This window comes from Paenibacillus sp. GYB006 (genome assembly GCF_036577645.1).
In the GTDB taxonomy this organism is placed as follows: domain Bacteria; phylum Bacillota; class Bacilli; order Paenibacillales; family Paenibacillaceae; genus Paenibacillus.
In genome coordinates this window covers 644,781-662,690 of the sequence record NZ_JARBDA010000002.1, presented here as the reverse complement: position 1 = coordinate 662,690, position 17,910 = coordinate 644,781, and the positions used below count along the sequence as shown (strand labels likewise).

The following is a 17,910-nucleotide window of genomic DNA, read 5'->3' as shown; positions in this document are numbered from 1 at the left end:
CCAGCTGCATTTCATTCATTATAATTAATACTGAGCAGATACTTCAATTTTATCGATATTTGGACCTTCCGTTCCTGTGGTTTCCATCTTTATTATATTATTTCCACTGTTCATAGGAACCTGTATCGTTTTTTCGCCCCATGTTCCCCATGCTCCCGTTGCGGAAAAAGGAACGTTACTTAATACCTTTGTTCCGTTTACATAGATATCAAGATTCCTAGTTCCGGACTCCAGTGCATACCGAATTTTTATATTTTTCGTTCCTGTCACTGCGCAGTAGATCGAATTCCACTGAATTGCCGCGTTTGAGTCAGCACTAAAATTAACATATCCAGTTCCGCTGTATCCACTGTAGAGAGATTCAACTACAGCATCTGTCAACGTTGTACCAGACTCCGCTTCATAGGTTGTAGACTCACTTCCACTGACATTTCCTAAATCAGCTGTAAATGTCATGACACTTCGAGCAGGCAGCTCAGCGGTAAAAGAATGATTCGTTACCGTAATATCGGTACCTGCTGCCATGCTTCTGCTGCTGTCTGTAATCCATGTAGATACTTTGGAAGCAGTTCCATTTTGTAAATTAAACTTTTGATTTATACTTGATGTTCCCCGGTTAACCGCTACAATTACGGCCTTATTGTTACCTTTGTAAGCAGAGATGAAAACATTCGTATCCGGATTCTTAGTGGCATCAACTCTTACATATCCAGGACGAACAAACTTTGAAAAATGAGCCATACTGTATCCACGTTTACTTATCGTACCATCTTCATTCATCGGACCATATTGTCTACGAATATACCACCACACATAGGCCTGAAAATCCGCTTCTACCATCGCGTGATGCATATGATAAGCAACATCCAGCGCCTCAGGCCAGAGATTTGCTGAGTTATTATTGCTGTTAGGGTAGTACACTTCCGTCATCCAAAGATCTTTTCCTGCCCCTTTTTGTTTAAACAATGGATAGGCAAAGTCAGAAAAGTTTGTGCCATATGTGTGTGCGCCAAGTATATCCATATTCGCGAGAGCTTGCGGGTCATTCAATATAGGATCTGACATATTTTTAAGATAAGAAAATGACTCGGGAGCAATAACTTTACTCTGTATGGAACCTGCATTCTCTTTCATAAAACGCAGTATTTCTTGAGGTGTCCACCAGGTCCATTCATGAGCATAATCGGGTTCATTCTGAACAGAGATCGCGTACAAATCAACACCGTTCTCTTTCATATAAGCTACGAAATCATTTAGATGCTGAGCATAAGCTGCATATTTATCATACTTAAGCCGTTTTGCGCTCGTATCCCCATTACGATTGAACGTCTCTACCATACTACTAGGAGGATTCCATGGCGATGCAAAAACAATAGCGCCTTGTTCAATGGCACGTTTCGCCGTTGGCAATTCCTTGTACCAATTGCTTCTATTTTCATCTACATAAATTCGCAGTATAGAAAAACCTAGCTGATTTACTCCGTTACCAAACGCAGTATCTCTTTGAGCAGGAGTTAAATCGCCGATCCATACAGGGTGATTAATCCCTCCGAAGCCGCGGATGACTTGTTTTTCAGAAGAAAAATTAACATTTACATCACTTGCTGCAAATACTTTTGGATGGTCTGAAAAGGAAAATAGAAGCTGCATCACATAAGCAAAAACAAGCAGTGCACAAATTGATTTTTTAGTAAGTGAACTCAAATTTATCATTCCCTCTCTAAATAAATTTGCGATGTAAACTTGTTTTAATAAAAAGCAGTCCGCTCGAAGTTATAACTAGACTCCGCTCGGACTGCTCTATTACGTGTGTTATACTATTTTACTTTTTCCAGACTTCATCAATTGCCGCTTGGAACGGTTCTTTGTATTTCTCAACAACCGTTGATACGGACACGCCTTCTAAAATTTCACCGCCAAATTCATAATAAGGCATGCTAGGATAACCATCAATGGTATCAATTACTTTAATGCTTTCTCCCGCATTACGGGCATTGTTCAGATCGTCCTCATTACTGAACATTGTCTCGAATCTAGATTGTTTCGGATAATCGTACATGGATTCAAAATCATGCATTTTCTCATAAATATAGACGATTTGATCCGGATTTTCGATAGCACTTGGAACGGTTAAATAGTTAGGTATGGTGTTGTGAGAGTGATATCCGGTAGCACTTGGTCCTTTAGGGAACGGCAAGAATCCGATATCATAATCCGGCATATCTTTTGCGAAATTTTCTATTTCATAATCACTGCTCGCAACCATTAAAGTATTACCTTGACGGAAAAACTGTCCTGGTTCAGTCCAATCTCCTCCCTCAGTAGGTCTTGCAACAGACTCCGTAGCAAGTGTAGACAAGAAGTTTAATACTTCCAATGTTTTTGGATCATCCAAGTTTTGTTTATCACCAGCAACCAAGTTAGCTTCATTTGCGGCCATAGCCTGAACAAGAATAGAAGCAGTAGCCAGCCCCCAAATATCCAATTTCCCATCATTGTTCGAATCTTTATTCGCTTCTTTAGCGACCTGTATAAAGGTATCCCAATTCCAGTTGTCCTCGTTAACATACTCTTGTAATGGCTTCATACCTAACTGATTCATCAACGTACGATTGTAAAAAACACCGGAAGAAGCTCCATTAATTCCTGTTCTAAATCCGTAGCCTCTTCCTTCAAATTGCGAGTATTCGTTCGTGTACTGCTGAATAAACACCTTTTCGTTCTTGGTGTATTCATCTACCGGGTGGAATAAATCCTGCTTAACCAGTGTCGGAATCATCCAAGGTCTAGCTACCCTGATAATATCTCCGAGAGGTTCGCCGGCTACGAGCGATGCAGTTACTTTATCTTGATATTCGCCAAAATCGACTACAACATATTCGATTTTAAAATTATGTTTTTCCATTAGAGCATCCAAGTTTTTCTTCACTTCAATACTGTCTGGGTTATCTTCCTTTACCGATTCATCGTACCAAGATACCCATTTAAGTGTCCGGCCACCCATGTCAAAATCCATCTCAGGTGTCCCGGTGACTTCTTCCTCTTCTACTGGTGCTTCCTCATTTTTATTTGCGTCTTCTACTTCCGTTCCCGTGCTTACATTTCCTGGTTCTGGTTCAGAAGCTGTACCTCCCCCGCCACTGCTGCATGCCACCATAAACACTAACAGAAAACAACAAAGCAGCATTCCCAATTTACGCATCTGCATGTTTATCCCCCCTATAATTAACAACCTCAAGATACAGCGCTTTCATTTCTTGATTGTATAGCCCATTTCAAAGCATCAGCTATATATTCATTCCAAAAATCCCATGTATGAGCACCTGAAGTTTCGACATATGTATGATCGACATCTTCGCTCAATAAAAATTGATGCAACCGCTGGTTGACATGAAGTAAAAAATCTTCTGTTCCACAAGCCAAGTAAATTTGCGGTATATCTAACTTTTCTTTTTTAAGACAGCGGATCAGCTCCTCCGGATCTTTATCACTTCCAAGAACAAGATCGAGATCGCCAAATACACTTTTGTAATAATCGTAACTAGCAATCCCATTATGAACATGTGGTCGCATATCAGGTAATGAGTATGGCAGCAGCGCTGACGACAAGGCGATAATCCCTCCAAAATGGTCAGCATACTTGAGTCCGTTACGTATGGCGCCATATCCGCCCATTGACAGCCCTCCGATAAAGGTATCCTCTCGCTCAGAGGATATGGGGAACATGCGCCGAGTAAATTGTACGAGTTCGCGTCCAATATACTCCCCAAGCCATTCTTCTCTCTCTTCATTATCGAGATAGAACTTATTCTCTCCCGCAGGCATAAACACGGCCACTTGATGCCGATCGGAAAGTTCTCGTATCCTCGAATAGCTAAGCCAATCCGTATGGCTTCCGCAATAACCATGAAGTAAATACAGAGATTTCAGACCTTTCGTGTTTTCTTTAGAATCTGGACTTTCCTCTGCGGCTTGATCAAGCGGCAACAATGCATTGAAAGTCACCTCTCTTTTCATACACTTTGAAAAGAAGCTGATTTGCATTACAGCCATATCCTTCCTCCTCTCTCATATAATCGGTATTATCAAAATTCAAGCAAATTCACAATTCTCTTATCGTTTATCTTATAATCCTATAGTTAAATCCCTATACGATCTTAGGACTCAACAGCATCAATTACATCCCAATAGGAAGCTTTCGGTTTATGCTGTGTATCAAAGAGAAATGGCCAGTTTTTACGATTACGGACAGGAAAATGATCCAGCCAAGTGTAATCATCCGCGGCGCCCCAAAAAGTAACAGAAGTGATGTGATCACTGTACTCCTTAAATAATCGGAAGAACCCGGCATAACGCTCAGCTTGAAGTTCAAGCATCTCTTCCGTCGGTGAAGTGAGATCCGTCCTCTTATCTTCATGAGCAAAGAGCGAGACGTCCATTTCTGTAATATGAAGCTTCATTCCAAGACTCGCATATCGCTCAATCGCTTCCCTTATGTGATCCAGCGACGGATGTAACAGGTTCCAGTGTGCTTGCAGACCAACGCCGTGTATGGGAACCCCCTGTTCTATCAGCGACTTGACAAGTGCATATATCTTTTCTCGCTTTTCAGGTACAGATTCGTTGTAATCGTTGTAGAACAAGAGCGCATTCGGGTCCGCTTCGTGTGCATATTCGAAAGCTTTTGCAATAAAGTCTTCACCGATCATATCAAGCCATTTAGACTTACGCAGTATTTGCTCGCCACTGTCTGATACGGCTTCGTTAACAACATCCCAGGCATAAATACTTCCTTTGTAGCGTCCAACGACCTCATCGATGTGAGATTTCATTCTGGTGAGTAAAGTCTCCCGGTCAGCTCTGCCTCCCGAATGATTCTCGAAAACCCAATCCGGAGTTTGATTATGCCACACAAGGGTATGACCTCTGACTGCCATGTTGTTCTCCATTGCAAAAGCAACTAGCTGATCTGCTGCTTCAAATGTATACCTTCCCTCCTCTGGTTGAACTCTTTCAAATTTCATTTCATTCTCTGCCGTTACACTATTGAAGTGCTGTGACAACAGATCTTTTTGTGTAATTAATGACATCGGATTAACAGCCGCTCCAATGTGAAACAGTTCCCTATAAACCTCATGGAGCTTTGGTATGGCTACTTTCTGATCAACTGTCTGATCTCCCAATTTTGTTGACCCCCTCTATACTCATTCAGAATTGGATGACTGGCGTAATGCGGTGGATTGTTCTCCTCAAAAGTTTAGCTTTTGCTTTTATCTACAACAACCTGTTAAACGGTAGTATTTCTCCGCACAGATTAATGAAATCCATACTTTCACAGGTCTTTTTCAACAACATGATCTTCTATCTCAATAAGATAGGTTTCATTTGCTATCGTATCGAAACGAACCACGTCACCATCCCTTACCGTTTCGATGTTTGACCCCGTTTCTGTCCTAACCGTTAAATGATGTCCTTCACTTCGAACTTGGCATACGGTGCTGAATTTCGCGTGCACAGCAGCCTGTAGAAGATTGTTCTCTTCCCAGTGAATTGTAACTTCGAATCCTCCGCGTGCCCGTAGACCGCTAACCATCCCGGAGGTCCATGCTTGCGGCAAGGCAGGAAGTAAATCAATGATCCCTTCATGACTTTGTAGTAACATCTCCGCAATACCGGCTGTCCCGCCAAAGTTCCCGTCAATTTGAAATGGGGGATGGTTATCCAGCAGATTCGGCAGTGTTGAATCACGTAATAGGTCAGATATATTACGATAAGCTTCCTCTCCATCGCGGAGTCGTGCCCACATATTGATGATCCAGGCCCGGCTCCATCCCGTATGTCCTCCTCCAAAAGAAAGCCTGCGATATAACGTGACCCGAGCGGCCTCAGACCATTCTGGCGTACTTCGCGGAGTGATTCTGGAGCCGGGATGAAGTGCAAATAGATGAGAGATATGCCGGTGACCAGGCTCCACTTCTTCATAGTCTTCTATCCATTCCTGTAGCTGTCCGTGGCGACCGACTTTCGGCTGAGGCAGACATGATCGCACTTTACGAAACCGTTCACGCAGTGCATGATCGATATTTAGCAGTTCAGCTGCTTCAATACAAGCCCCAAATAAATGGTCAAGGATTTGGCTGTCCATGGATGGAGCGATACATAGTGCACCTGTCTCACCACTTGGTAGACGATATTTGTTCTCTGGCGAGACGGATGGTGAAGTCACTAGCTTTCCATCCGAAGTTTCTATCAGATAATCCAGAAAGAAGACCGCGGACTCCTTCATTATTTCATATGATTTTATGAGAAAATCTCGGTCTAATGTATAGCGATAATGCTCCCACAGATGAAGACATAACCATGCTGCTCCCATTGGCCAGACTGTCGAAGATATCCAAATGTCCTGTGGTGCCGTATCTCCCCACAGATCTGTATTATGATGAGCAACAAATCCACCGCAGCCGTACATTTGGCGTGCTGTCACCCTTCCATTTGGACGCATCTTCTCTATCAAATCAAATAAAGGCTCGTGACATTCGGCTAGATTGCACATTTCTGCCGGCCAATAATTCATTTGAGTATTAATGTTAATCGTATATTTGGAATCCCACGGCGGCGTAAAATGTTCATTCCAGACCCCTTGCAAATTGGCAGGCAATGAACCCGGTCTACTACTTGAAATAAGCAAGTAGCGCCCGTATTGAAAATAGAGCTCTACTAAACCGAGATCTTCCAAGCCTTCCTGAAGTGCAGCCATTCGCACATCCGTTGGCCGATTGTCAAAATCTTCATCTGTCTTGGCAAGTGATAGGGAGACTCGTTTGAACAAACGCTGATAGTCAGCAACGTGAGTTAACCGCAGCTGTTCATATCCTTTCTGTTTCGCTTCTCTTACCGTTTCTCGGCTATACAGTTCTGGGTTCTCATATCGATAAGTTGTTCCTACGGAGACGAGAATGACGGCTTCATCTGCTTGATTGACGAGGAGGAACTCCCCGCAGTTCGTGACCTCTCCCCCACTGACTTGTATGTCGACAACGGAACCTATTTGAATTCCGTCCTTACCTCCCGTTCCGGCTTTCATGATAAGCCGCCCCTCTGCTTCTGTATGCAAACTATCAATGAATCGTTGTCGTCCCCGTGTAAACCGGAGTCTGAACGATACCGCTCTTGTTTGATCAGCTTTGATTCGCACGGCAATGACCTCATCAGGAAAACTCGCCAAATGCTCCCTTTCGTAACGTATACCACGCCATTCATAATGTACGGTAGATATACTGTGCTCAAGGTCAAGCTCTCTCCGGTAATTGACAACTTCCGATTCATCATGACCAAATTCCATAGTAAGATCACCCAGCGGTTCATAGTGACGCTGGCTCTCCGGCGTTCCGGATAAGGACATCGCAGCCAGTTTCTCGGCTTCGCTAAGACGTCCCTCATGAAGCAACTGGCGAATCTTCGGAAGATGACCGAGCGCACTCGAATTATTACGGTCCATTGGTCCTCCAGACCAGATGGAATCTTCATTCAATTGGATTCGTTCCACGTGAGTCCGTCCGAAGATCATAGCTCCGAGTTTTCCACTTCCAATCGGCAATGCTTCGTTCCAACTATCCGCAGCTTTTTCATACCAAAGTTTCAGCGTTCCATTCATCGATTCGTACCCCTTTCATCATGAGGATTAAATGATTTCTTGAAGCTGTTTCTGGCTGTGAGAATCTAACATCCGCCAATCCTTGATTTCGCATCGTTTCCCATTCATATCTGTTATGATAATCCAGCCCTCTCCTGGATACAGAAGATGTTCATGGAGATTTCGCATCACCATTCGAGTCGGTCCTAAGTTCGTTTGTAATTCCCATAGCCATAAACCCGATTTGTTTTTCACACTGTCTATGCGTGTCACTTTTGGCAAGAAATAACGAAGTTCAAGCTCTTCTTTCAGTACACATGCACTTTCCTTGTCCAGCTCCTCAATCTCGCGGACAATGCCTAGTTCTTCGTCCTCCGCATTTCGGATGGAGATATAGGAAGAATCATATTGAAATGGGAAACAGCGATAGACGATAAGTTCATCGTAATATTTCTCATTCACCGTTCCTTGTATGACTCCTCCCTTGTTTCTTGAGAGGATAATATCTTGCTGTCTTAGCAGCCGAATATCAAAATGTTCAGCCATTCACGCCCACTCCCCTAATCTGTGACATTTCTTTCTGAGCATCGACTAATTTTCGGTATACCCCATCCGGTTGGTTGAGCAGCTGCTCATGTGTTCCGACTTCGGCAATCTTGCCTCGATCCAAGACGACCAGTCGATCAGCATTTCGCAGTGTTGACAGACGGTGAGCAATAGCAAACGTAGTTCTGCCTTGCACGAGTCGATTGATTGCTTCTTGAATTTGCCTTTCTGTCTCCGTATCAACAGAGGCCGTAGCTTCGTCTAAAATAAGGATTCGCGGATCATGGATAATTGCTCGCGCGATCGCGATCCGCTGTTTTTCTCCGCCAGACAGCTTATGTCCTCTTTCTCCTACTCTGGTATCGTAGCCGTCTGGCAATCTAACAATAAAATCATGTGCGTTTGCGATTTTTGCCGCACGCATGACTTCTTCAGGCGATGCATCTTGTTTTGAGTAGGCAATATTGTCAGAAATCGAACCATCGAACAAAAAAGTTTCCTGTAATACGACGCCGATCTGTCTGCGAAGGTCATGCTGACTAATCTGCCGAATAGGAACACCATCAATACGAATCGTTCCTTCGTCCGTATCATAGAACCGGCATATTAAGTTAATAAATGTTGACTTTCCTGCACCTGAATGGCCGACTAGTCCAATCATCTCCCCAGCTTTCACTTGTAAGCTTACGTCTTTTAGTACAGGATGATGCTTTTCATAACCATAGGTCACTTGTTCAAAATCTACGTCGCCTTTGATCGTTTTTATCGGTACGGGATTACTGGCTTCAGGTACTTCAGACGGTGTATCCATAATCTCAAATATACGATGAGCTGCCGTGAATGCATTGCTTGCCCAGCTTACCATCTGGCTGATCCATTGCAGCGGCCCGAATAACATCCCAAGATAAGTAACGAGCGCCAAAAGTACGCCTAGCTGAATTTCATTTCCGAGGACCTTTCCCCCACCGTAATACCAAATGAGCAGTGTCCCCACTCCAGCAATGAGCTGGAAAGCAGGAAAAATAAACTGCCAAAGTCCTTCCGTTTTGATATTATTTCGAACAACTTCCAGATTAGCATGATCATAACGTGTCATCTCTTCATTTTCACGTCCAAATGCTTTCACAACCCGGATCCCTTGCATGGATTCTCCAACCATCGTGTTAAGACGGAAAATGGATCGCCACTGCTGGTATAACCTTCGGCCAATCTTAGGCCAGATGGTAACAGATACAATGATGATGAAAGGAACGGGCAGTAAAGCGAGCAAGGACAGTTGCCAATCCAAACCGAAAATAATGACGCATATCGCTGCGATTCGCAGCATCTCGCCACTGACATACATCACACCATCTGTCATGAACTGGCGCATAGACTCTGCATCACTATTGACTCGGCCGATAAACTGAGAGGTTTGCCTTCTATCAAAATAGGCGAGTGACAACCTCATCAGAGAACGATAAATATCATTACGAATGTCACCCATCAGCTTCGAGCCAACCCAAATGCCGATATAACCACGGACGGTTTGCATTAAGGTCATCATAATGGTTGTTGTTCCTAGCGCTAGTACGAAAAAGAGAAGTGCCGAGACCGCAGCCTTCGGCTGAAGCACATCGTCAATAATTAGTTTTATTAGATATGGCGGTGCTAGTTCTACAAGTGTTGTAAGGATAAGCAAAATAGCCGCTATAGCCATCCTTAATCGATAGGGTTTCGCGTAACGGAGTATTCTTGCAGCCGCCTGACCTTTATTCATACAAAACTGGCAAACCTGTGTCCCCTCGCTAAGTGGGAATTCGCATGTTGGACAGTGCCGTGGCAGATCTTTCTCCGAAATCATCGGGATCGTCTCTTCTTTAACAAGAGCTTCAATCAGCTTCGCTGCGAAACCAAATATGGATGAAAGTTCAGCTGTGTACCGACCAATCGCTATAGGTCCTTCCTTTGTATCAACAAGCAGTGTACCTCCGCCGATCCCTTTTGCGGTTCTCGCTTTACTGATTTCTGACAAGGATATGATTTGTTCCGGTAAATCCCCCGTTCCCCACAAGTAGATCACATCGTCTGTCACTACAATCCATTGCTCACCAAAACTACCACTTCGAAGCAGGTCCGTTTTTGCGCTAAACAGCACTTCTCCCGTTAACTGCTCCGCAATATACTTCGGAATCTGATCATAATAGGACATAGCACCCTCCACATAAGAATGATTATTCATTTACACCCGTGGTTTTGAACAAGTAAAAACGCCTTGCACAAGCTCTTAGAGTGGCAAGACGCTTTCTTTCGAAGTGATCTCATTGAACTATCCGACAATACCTGTTCGTTCAATACTTTCAACAAAGTAACGCTGAACGAATAAATAAATGATAATAAGCGGTAAAATCGCAAGCAGAATGCCCGTATCTTGCACCATACTTAAGTAGAATGGATCCGCTTTTGAAGCATCGCCTCCGGAGAGCTCGATTGCCAGATTATAAGGCAGTGAAGACAATTGGGTTGACATAACCTTACTTGAAGTCAGATACGTTGTTGTAAAGAAGCTGTCATTCCACTGCCAGACAAAAGAGAAGAGAAGTGTTGTAACAATAGCGGGAACGGCATTCGGTAACATGATTCGAATAAATGTTTTACCTACACCTGCACCATCGATATAGGCCGCTTCTTCGACCTCTTTAGGAACACCTCTAAAGAACTGACGGAAGATAAAGATATATAATCCTGCCTTAAGTGAATTTGCTGTTACTGATGTCAAAATAAACGGCCAATACGTGTTAAGCAAATTAATAGATTTTCCACCTGTAAATAACGGAATAATCCCCATAAGATTAAAATCTTTTAAGTTTAGATAGATAGGAATTAGAATCGTAGTCGGCGGAACGAGTATCGTCAAGATCACTCCAGCAAATAACAGATTGCTTCCCTTAAACTTCAGACGGGCAAAACCATACCCAGCAAATGCACATGAAATCGCTGTCAGAATCGTCGTTGTTGCGGATAATGCAAATGTATTCAGTAAGGTCTCCCAATAATCCATAATTTGAATGGCATTAATGAAATTATCAAGCGTGAAATTCTGTGGAATCCACACCACAATGGGAGAATACAAGTCGTTCTGATGCTTAACTGCCGTTGAAATTTTTTGAAGTATCGGAAACAAAATGACAAATGACAATCCTATAATTAGTGTAAACCGGACGATTACCCATAACCATTTCTTCCAATTGTCAAGAGATATAAACCGGGAAAAGATCATCCTTACCCACCTTCTTCCTAATCCTGATAAAAGACTTTTCTAGATACGAGATACGTGCTGATCAACAGGATAATGGCTATTGCCACAAAATAAATCCAGGCCATTGCCGAGCTAAGACCAAAATTAAAATTCACGAAACCCGTATTACGAATTAGCTCCGTAAGATCATTACGAGAGAAGGAATCGATAATGGTATAAATCATATTTACCAGGATAATCGGACTTACCATGGGAAAGGTAATTTTCCAAAATGCTTCATATCCTGTAGCACCCTCGATCTTCGATGCTTCATACAATTGAGGCGATATGGTCTGAATGGCTGCCAGGAAAATGAGGATCTGTACTCCAGATTGGCTGACAATCTGATAAATTCGGTCCACAGCTCCCGTCAAATAATCAACGATGGTTTCACTGACACCCGCCTGAAGCATCATATTCGAAAGTTCAAAACTGCCAAACCCTCTTAAAATACCTGAGCTCTGACTTTGATCATTGATCGCTTGAACCAAGCTTGAGCTCTCTAAACTCAGAATGATACCAGAAGACAAAATTACTGGTAAGAAAAACACCGATCTGGCTATCGACCGTAAAGCAAATTTCTGATTCAAGAGAACCGCCAGGAACAAACTGAAGATGACAATCAGCGGTACATTGACCACCATATTAATGATCGCTTCCGTCAATGTACGGTTAAAGCTCGTATTGACTGTTAATGCTTCGATATAATTCTTCATTCCAGCAAACGATATGGAAATCCCCGATGAATTTGCCTCTACATTGCTGAAACTGTATCTGAGTGAAGATAACAATGGAACCAAAAAGAAGAAAATGAAACCCAATGCCCATGGCAAGACATAGATGAATCCCCAAAATGCTTTTTGTTGTGCGTAAGTTCGTTCTTTCAATCCAAGCTTCATAAAGGACTTCATAAATCTGCACCACCCGTCACATAACTCTCGGCTTCGATTGTTCGCCCGTCGAATGTAACGGCAGAGCGATTATAATTCACAATAATGAATAAGCCATTCTCATATTCTGTCCGAAACACACCGTCAGCAAGTTTCTCATGATGAGTAATGCTTTCATTCTTCACGTTCTTCAGGATAGCATTGACTTCACGGTAGATATCAGAAGCCTCATCGATCCATAGTTTGTAATTCACGGCATATAAATGACTATCTTCAGAATCTTTTACTTTGTAGTTAGGTTCGTGAATCCATTCAAAATATACATTAGCCCCATATTCCAAACTTTTTAAAATGTATGGCTTCACATCGGTGTACGTAGATAGATTATAAGGATCGCCGGTGTAATCGATGTATCCACGCACGACCATTTGATAAAATGGAATCTCTTCGTCTTCAATCTTAAACTTACTGCTTGTCATCGGTGCATTCATAATGTCTGTAAGGTATGGAAGTGTATAAGCATTCCCGCCCTCTGCCAAAACATCGATCCCCGATTCTTTTATTTTTTCAAGAGACTGTATAGATAACTGCTCAGATTCTATCCGGTCAATCAGCTTATTTTTACGAAAATCACTGTTAAGTACATCTGCCAGATCTCTGAGTGAGATACCGCCTGTGTCATATTTCTGAAACTCCTTTAGTAAGTCGTCCATATATGCATTTGCTGTCTTTGGAGAAATAATGTACGAAGGCAGTCTGCTGCGATCTCGGCGTCCCATAGCTACATTGAGAGGATACAGCGTTGCAGGATCCCCTTTCAGCGTTCTTGCTGCTTCTTTTGCTTTATTAAAGCTAGAACCTGAATTGGCCATTAAAACGGCGACGTCCGGGAATAATGAAATATGCTGCTCTTTTGCAAACGAAGCGAATGATTTCATCCCTGCCTTTCCGCCAATCGCCTGATCAACTGAGATCTTATCGGGTACCTTATGATTGAGTCCTTCGTTAAACCATCCTGCATATCTCAGCTTAATATCACGAATTTCACGTTCTTGTAATTCATTAATAATGTCTTTAGCTTGCTCGAACGTAGTTAACGGTTCTAAGGCCTGATAAGGAATGCCGGCAAAATGCTTTTGTTTTGAAATACTGCCAATCAGTTGAAGATAAAACGGAATATTGTCCGAATTCTGTTCGGATTGTTCTTTTTGCGGAAGACCATTGTTCTGATCTAGATATTGTTGATAATAAGCTGCCATTCCTGAATAGGAGGCTTGATTGCCGCCAAGGAATGCATAGCGAATAGTAAAGTCGGTCGCCATCGGACGCTCTTGAAATGAAGGAATGGATCGTTGTTGTCCGTTCGCATCCAAAGTCATGTCTCTCTTATTCAGTACAGTAAAGCTTGGGTATACATAGTTGTAACTGTTTACCTTGCCGCTAATATCCGCATTAACCGTTGCTGCGGGTGCTCCTTCTTCAATAATACCGAGGAATGCAGCGTTTTCCCGCAAAATGCCGAATACCGGCAATCTTATGGCTTCCGTGCTTAACGCATCTTCCGTTCGATCCATGGTTTTATCTGTACCATAGACCGGCTGTTGATAAGCAGGATACTGCGTTTTTCCATTGTTAAAATGAATGAGCGCACCCGATCCGTCCGGTACGAATAGAGAACCTTCCTCCTTTGAACTTCCTGCCCCAAAGTAACTAAGAAGGGACAGCGTTCCGAGAGGATATTTTGCTGGATATTCAATTCGATCCGCAGGTACTCTTGCTAAAAGGCTGTCATCGTCCAGCGTGTACTCAATAGAAGCAAGAAACAATCGAGGTTCTGGTTTGGTTTGATCTAAGTTGTTTTCTTCAATATCGATGGCAAGCTCTTCTTCCGTATACCCTGCCTCTTCAAATGCTTTGAGTGCTCGTTCGAGCTGAAGACCTTTTAACGCACCATCATTACGAACATAAACCCCGCTATCACTCTCTTCTGTGTAAACCAGCATAAGTGCCCGCTGATTCGTTTTATCTAATTTAGCGAGAAGCCCTTCATAACGCGTTTTACTTATCTTTTGGGGCATATCCTCAGCTGACTTGGCACTTGTCCCGAATTGATAATTCACTCTTACTCCATTCTCAATCGGTTCAAAATTAACTTGCTTATGCATCACTGCATCTGTATACGAGTTAACCGCATTCACTTGACCAAATGAGTTGTAATATTGAAGCTTCAGTTGCGCAGATAACTCACTTTTATTAACACCGGCGGCCAAAGCATCCGTATCTCGGTCAGAAGGATTGCTGTACCAAATTTCACCACTGGTTTTATCAATGACAGCCACCGATCCAGACTGATCGTCTACGAGCAATCGTAATGCATCATTTTCGGCTACTCCCTTCATATTCGCTGCGCGGGAATCCGTGAAGGAAGCTGTCAGCGGCTTACCCTGATCAAATATTTTCGTCTCGGTCTCCGTTTGATTTGCGCTGACCAGATTAGTGGAATCCGTACCTGAACAACTGCTGAGAAGCAGGCAGCAAACGAGGCCTATACCAATAAGTGCTTTTTTGGAATTCATATTCATCTCTCTCCCTCCTTCCCTAACTCCTCATAACCAGTTCTTGATAGATGACGGATATGAAGGCCACAATTTGCTGAACCAGACTGAAAAACAGCATGCCGATAAAGGCCATAAACCCCATTGCAACAACCGTTAGCAGCATAATGCCAATTGTTTTTGCAGGAGTAAATTGATGTACGGTCATGTTCCCTACGAATAGCAGGAATAGAAACCATAAGATAGCAAGCGCATTGGAAAAATAATAAAAAGTGGCTTCTTGTAAGGAAATGATGTTACTCAGCCAAATCCAAGGAAAGTTAATGATAACAAGGGGGAGTAAGGCAAAACATGTCGATGTAAAGATTTCAACAAATTTTCCTTCTCCATCCATAAGCGTAGTCAGTGACCAGTTGGCAACGCACCAAAATAATACCGGAACAACGATATATACGACTTCCAAAAGACTATTCATGTCCTTTGGATTATACAAATTGACCAAAATACCACTGTACTGTGTGCTTAAAATATTCGTGATCACTAGTAAAAACAGAATACAGTAAGAGATCATCAAATTCTTTTTCTGGCTTTGTTCATACTTCAAATCCCAAAATCCGTTAAACGGGTGTACGATGAGCTGGAACGGGAATGTTACGAGTTCTTTATTCAAGCAGACACACCTCTTTTTCTCCGCACAGATTTTCGGTAAATACGAGCTCCCATGAAGGTCACTACAATCACGACGAGTAAAGTCATGATCGTACCGAAATAATCTCGTAACAATTCTTTGCGGTAAAGCAGGAACGACTTGGAGTAATTAGCTAGATCCATACTTCGATCAAAATAACTCATCGCTTCTTTATAATCGCCTTGCCGAAGCAGCGCTTTACCGATTCCAGAGTAAGCAAATTCTAAATTTGCGTTCATATTTATCGTTTCATTAAACAACTCAAATGCTTTCTCTTCATCACCGCTATAATAGCTGCGCACAGCTTCATTAAGTGTTCTTCCATAAGCGGTCGTACGGAATAAAGTGATCTCACCCAATGCTTTATCAAGCACGATAAAGTCATCACCTACACGTTCGATCGCTGTTGGTGTTTTAAATTCACCAAGCAGGTTACCAATACCGCCAAAGATATACATTAAGTGTCCATCCCCGTTATATGTGAAAATTCTTCCGCGCTTCGAATCCAACACGCTATACATTTCACTATCGGAAACTTCAATATCAATCAATCGGGAAGGACCCGCATCTACCGTATAATTAATATCGCCTTGGGGGTTAAAATAACCCGTTCGCCGCAAGATATCATTGCCTTGTGCGTTCAGTTTTTTAATATTGTCTCCCCACTGATCCCCGTTGGTCGCATAGATAAAACCTTCATTATCAATGTCAAGATTCGTAAATTCCGTAGGTGTATACATAATCATCTGACTACGCTGAGCTTGTGTGGAGATTCGCTTCCAAAAGTAATCGATAGGATCGATTTTCACTCGGTTTGCTCCAATAAAAGAAGTGAATACTCCCTCGGCATTAAATTCCATAAATCCGTCAAATACACCCGTCGACATGACATATAATCGCTGTGCATTGTCCATTACGACACGAACGGGCTGAAACTGAAAATTAGCTTGCAGCAGATCCGACTCTGGCGCCCCAATCACTTTAACTAAACGAAAATCCTGGTCCAGATGAACGATTCGGTTATTTCCTGTATCCGCTATGATGACATGATTCTGATCTGTAACGAATAACCCTTGAGGATTTGAAAAGGTATCCTCCACTCCATCATGATCGAAAGAGGTGATCGTAACCGCATCGGTGAAACGATTGTTCAGTACAATAACTCGGTTGTTACCTGAATCAAGTACATAAATCCGCTGATCACTCGATACATGCAGATCACTCGGTTCTTTTAATGGTCCTACGCCAAGATCAGATCCGGTATACAACTCGGTTGCCTGATAGGCTGCAGGCGCCTCAACGGTCTCTCCCCAAAAAGAATAATTATAAGAAGTCCCCTCACCAGCTGCTACTCCCCCGCCCAGCGTAACACCAAGCATGAAGCAGATTGCTGATAGGAGCAGCTTCTTTCCTTTCGATTTCGTCTTCCGCATCGTGCAAGGCTCCCTTCTAATCCTTCATACCTGATGTCGCCATTGTCTGCATAACACTGCTCTGGGAAATAATGAAGAGCGTAATTGGAACAATCATCAGCAGCAGTGCAACGGCTGCCCCGACACCTGCTCTGGCAATACCGCCTTGTATAATCTGACCAAGCGCATAATGAAGTGTCTTCAAATTTTCGCTGTAGATAAAACTTCCTCCGTCAGATCCCCACAGTGCTGGAAATTGTAAAATCATAAGTGTAAGCCATGCAGGCTTCACATTCGGCATAATAATACTCCAAAAAATACGATATTCACTTGCTCCGTCAATCTTTGCAGCTTCAATAAGTGCATCCGGAATTTGTTCCATGAACTGCTTCATTAAGAACAAGCCTAGCGGAAAAGCAAGAGATGGAATAATGATGGATGCATGTGTATTTATCCAGCCAAGCCATGACATAACCATGTAATTGGGAATGGATGTAACATGTGCAGAGAACATCAAGGATAGAACAACGATAGAAAACAGGATTTTCGAACCGAAAAACCGGTGCTTCGCCAGCGGATAAGCAGCTGCAGAAGCGAGTAAAATATGACCCACTGTGCCAATAATGGTAATCAGCAGTGTATTAGCGATATACCTTGTTAAAGGCACCCACGAATTTCCCATTAAGGACACCAAGTCATAGAAATTATCCATCGTTGGATTGATAACAAAGAAACGTGGTGGAAAAATGAATATCTCATCCAGCGGTTTAAATGCGTTATTGATGGCATAAATAAGCGGTAATGCCATGAATGCACCAAATAGTGCCAGGATGATGAACAACATAATGTTGACAGGTAAGGAACGATTAAGTTTCTTCTGTGTTCGGAAAATATTTCTCATTTTTAATA

The 17,910-nt window shown here is 42.7% G+C and carries 13 protein-coding genes; all 13 read right to left on the bottom strand.

Features of this window, described 5'->3' with window-relative positions; translation table 11 throughout:
* Positions 1-24 precede the first annotated feature (24 nt).
* Positions 25-1,713 (bottom strand): carbohydrate-binding protein, encoded by a 1,689-nt coding sequence (locus tag PV403_RS08375; protein WP_442951746.1) that lies wholly within the window; start codon positions 1,711-1,713, stop codon positions 25-27.
* Between the two features lie 109 nt (positions 1,714-1,822).
* A complete protein-coding gene (locus PV403_RS08370) occupies positions 1,823-3,208 on the bottom strand; it encodes an ABC transporter substrate-binding protein (RefSeq protein WP_332084183.1) in 1,386 nt (461 codons plus the stop codon).
* A 26-nt stretch (positions 3,209-3,234) separates the two neighbouring features.
* Positions 3,235-4,053: an alpha/beta hydrolase gene (locus PV403_RS08365; protein WP_332084182.1), complete on the bottom strand. Its 819-nt coding sequence runs from the start codon at positions 4,051-4,053 to the stop codon at positions 3,235-3,237.
* 104 nt (positions 4,054-4,157) lie between these two features.
* A complete protein-coding gene (locus PV403_RS08360; RefSeq protein ID WP_332084181.1) occupies positions 4,158-5,183 on the bottom strand; it encodes an endo-1,4-beta-xylanase in 1,026 nt (341 codons plus the stop codon).
* 149 nt (positions 5,184-5,332) lie between these two features.
* Positions 5,333-7,654 (bottom strand): glycoside hydrolase family 95 protein, encoded by a 2,322-nt coding sequence (locus tag PV403_RS08355; protein WP_332084180.1) that lies wholly within the window; start codon positions 7,652-7,654, stop codon positions 5,333-5,335.
* A gap of 27 nt (positions 7,655-7,681) precedes the next feature.
* On the bottom strand, positions 7,682-8,179 hold the full coding sequence (locus tag PV403_RS08350; RefSeq protein ID WP_332084179.1) for a DUF1854 domain-containing protein: 498 nt from the start codon (positions 8,177-8,179) through the stop codon (positions 7,682-7,684).
* Positions 8,172-10,370, bottom strand: a complete 2,199-nt coding sequence (locus tag PV403_RS08345) for an ABC transporter ATP-binding protein (protein WP_332084178.1) — start codon at positions 10,368-10,370, stop codon at positions 8,172-8,174. Before PV403_RS08345 ends, PV403_RS08350 begins: the two co-directional genes overlap by 8 nt.
* A 117-nt stretch (positions 10,371-10,487) precedes the next feature.
* Positions 10,488-11,438 (bottom strand): carbohydrate ABC transporter permease, encoded by a 951-nt coding sequence (locus PV403_RS08340; protein ID WP_332084177.1) that lies wholly within the window; start codon positions 11,436-11,438, stop codon positions 10,488-10,490.
* A 17-nt stretch (positions 11,439-11,455) separates the two neighbouring features.
* Positions 11,456-12,367 (bottom strand): carbohydrate ABC transporter permease, encoded by a 912-nt coding sequence (locus PV403_RS08335; RefSeq protein ID WP_213532338.1) that lies wholly within the window; start codon positions 12,365-12,367, stop codon positions 11,456-11,458.
* The gene (locus PV403_RS08330; RefSeq protein ID WP_332084176.1) at positions 12,364-14,928 is read right to left on the bottom strand and encodes a DUF5696 domain-containing protein; all 2,565 of its coding nucleotides are present in this window, start codon (positions 14,926-14,928) and stop codon (positions 12,364-12,366) included. Before PV403_RS08330 ends, PV403_RS08335 begins: the two co-directional genes overlap by 4 nt.
* Before the next feature lie 16 nt (positions 14,929-14,944).
* On the bottom strand, positions 14,945-15,571 hold the full coding sequence (locus tag PV403_RS08325) for a YIP1 family protein (protein WP_332084175.1): 627 nt from the start codon (positions 15,569-15,571) through the stop codon (positions 14,945-14,947).
* Complete coding sequence (locus PV403_RS08320; RefSeq protein ID WP_442951745.1) at positions 15,568-17,022, bottom strand: hypothetical protein; 1,455 nt, start codon at positions 17,020-17,022, stop codon at positions 15,568-15,570. The genes PV403_RS08325 and PV403_RS08320 overlap by 4 nt, the downstream gene beginning before the upstream one ends.
* Before the next feature lie 16 nt (positions 17,023-17,038).
* On the bottom strand, positions 17,039-17,902 hold the full coding sequence (locus PV403_RS08315; RefSeq protein ID WP_213532479.1) for a carbohydrate ABC transporter permease: 864 nt from the start codon (positions 17,900-17,902) through the stop codon (positions 17,039-17,041).
* Positions 17,903-17,910: the final 8 nt, after the last annotated feature.

Bases quoted from the DNA above. Each gene is read 5' to 3' on its own strand.
- PV403_RS08375 (WP_442951746.1), bottom strand. From the start codon at position 1,713: ATGATAAATTTGAGTTCACTTACTAAAAAATCAATTTGTGCACTGCTT.
- PV403_RS08340 (WP_332084177.1), bottom strand. From the start codon at position 11,438: ATGATCTTTTCCCGGTTTATATCTCTTGACAATTGGAAGAAATGGTTA.
- PV403_RS08365 (WP_332084182.1), bottom strand. From the start codon at position 4,053: ATGGCTGTAATGCAAATCAGCTTCTTTTCAAAGTGTATGAAAAGAGAG.
- PV403_RS08320 (WP_442951745.1), bottom strand. From the start codon at position 17,022: ATGCGGAAGACGAAATCGAAAGGAAAGAAGCTGCTCCTATCAGCAATC.
- PV403_RS08370 (WP_332084183.1), bottom strand. From the start codon at position 3,208: ATGCAGATGCGTAAATTGGGAATGCTGCTTTGTTGTTTTCTGTTAGTG.
- PV403_RS08330 (WP_332084176.1), bottom strand. From the start codon at position 14,928: ATGAATATGAATTCCAAAAAAGCACTTATTGGTATAGGCCTCGTTTGC.
- PV403_RS08315 (WP_213532479.1), bottom strand. From the start codon at position 17,902: ATGAGAAATATTTTCCGAACACAGAAGAAACTTAATCGTTCCTTACCT.
- PV403_RS08355 (WP_332084180.1), bottom strand. From the start codon at position 7,654: ATGAATGGAACGCTGAAACTTTGGTATGAAAAAGCTGCGGATAGTTGG.
- PV403_RS08350 (WP_332084179.1), bottom strand. From the start codon at position 8,179: ATGGCTGAACATTTTGATATTCGGCTGCTAAGACAGCAAGATATTATC.
- PV403_RS08345 (WP_332084178.1), bottom strand. From the start codon at position 10,370: ATGTCCTATTATGATCAGATTCCGAAGTATATTGCGGAGCAGTTAACG.
- PV403_RS08335 (WP_213532338.1), bottom strand. From the start codon at position 12,367: ATGAAGTCCTTTATGAAGCTTGGATTGAAAGAACGAACTTACGCACAA.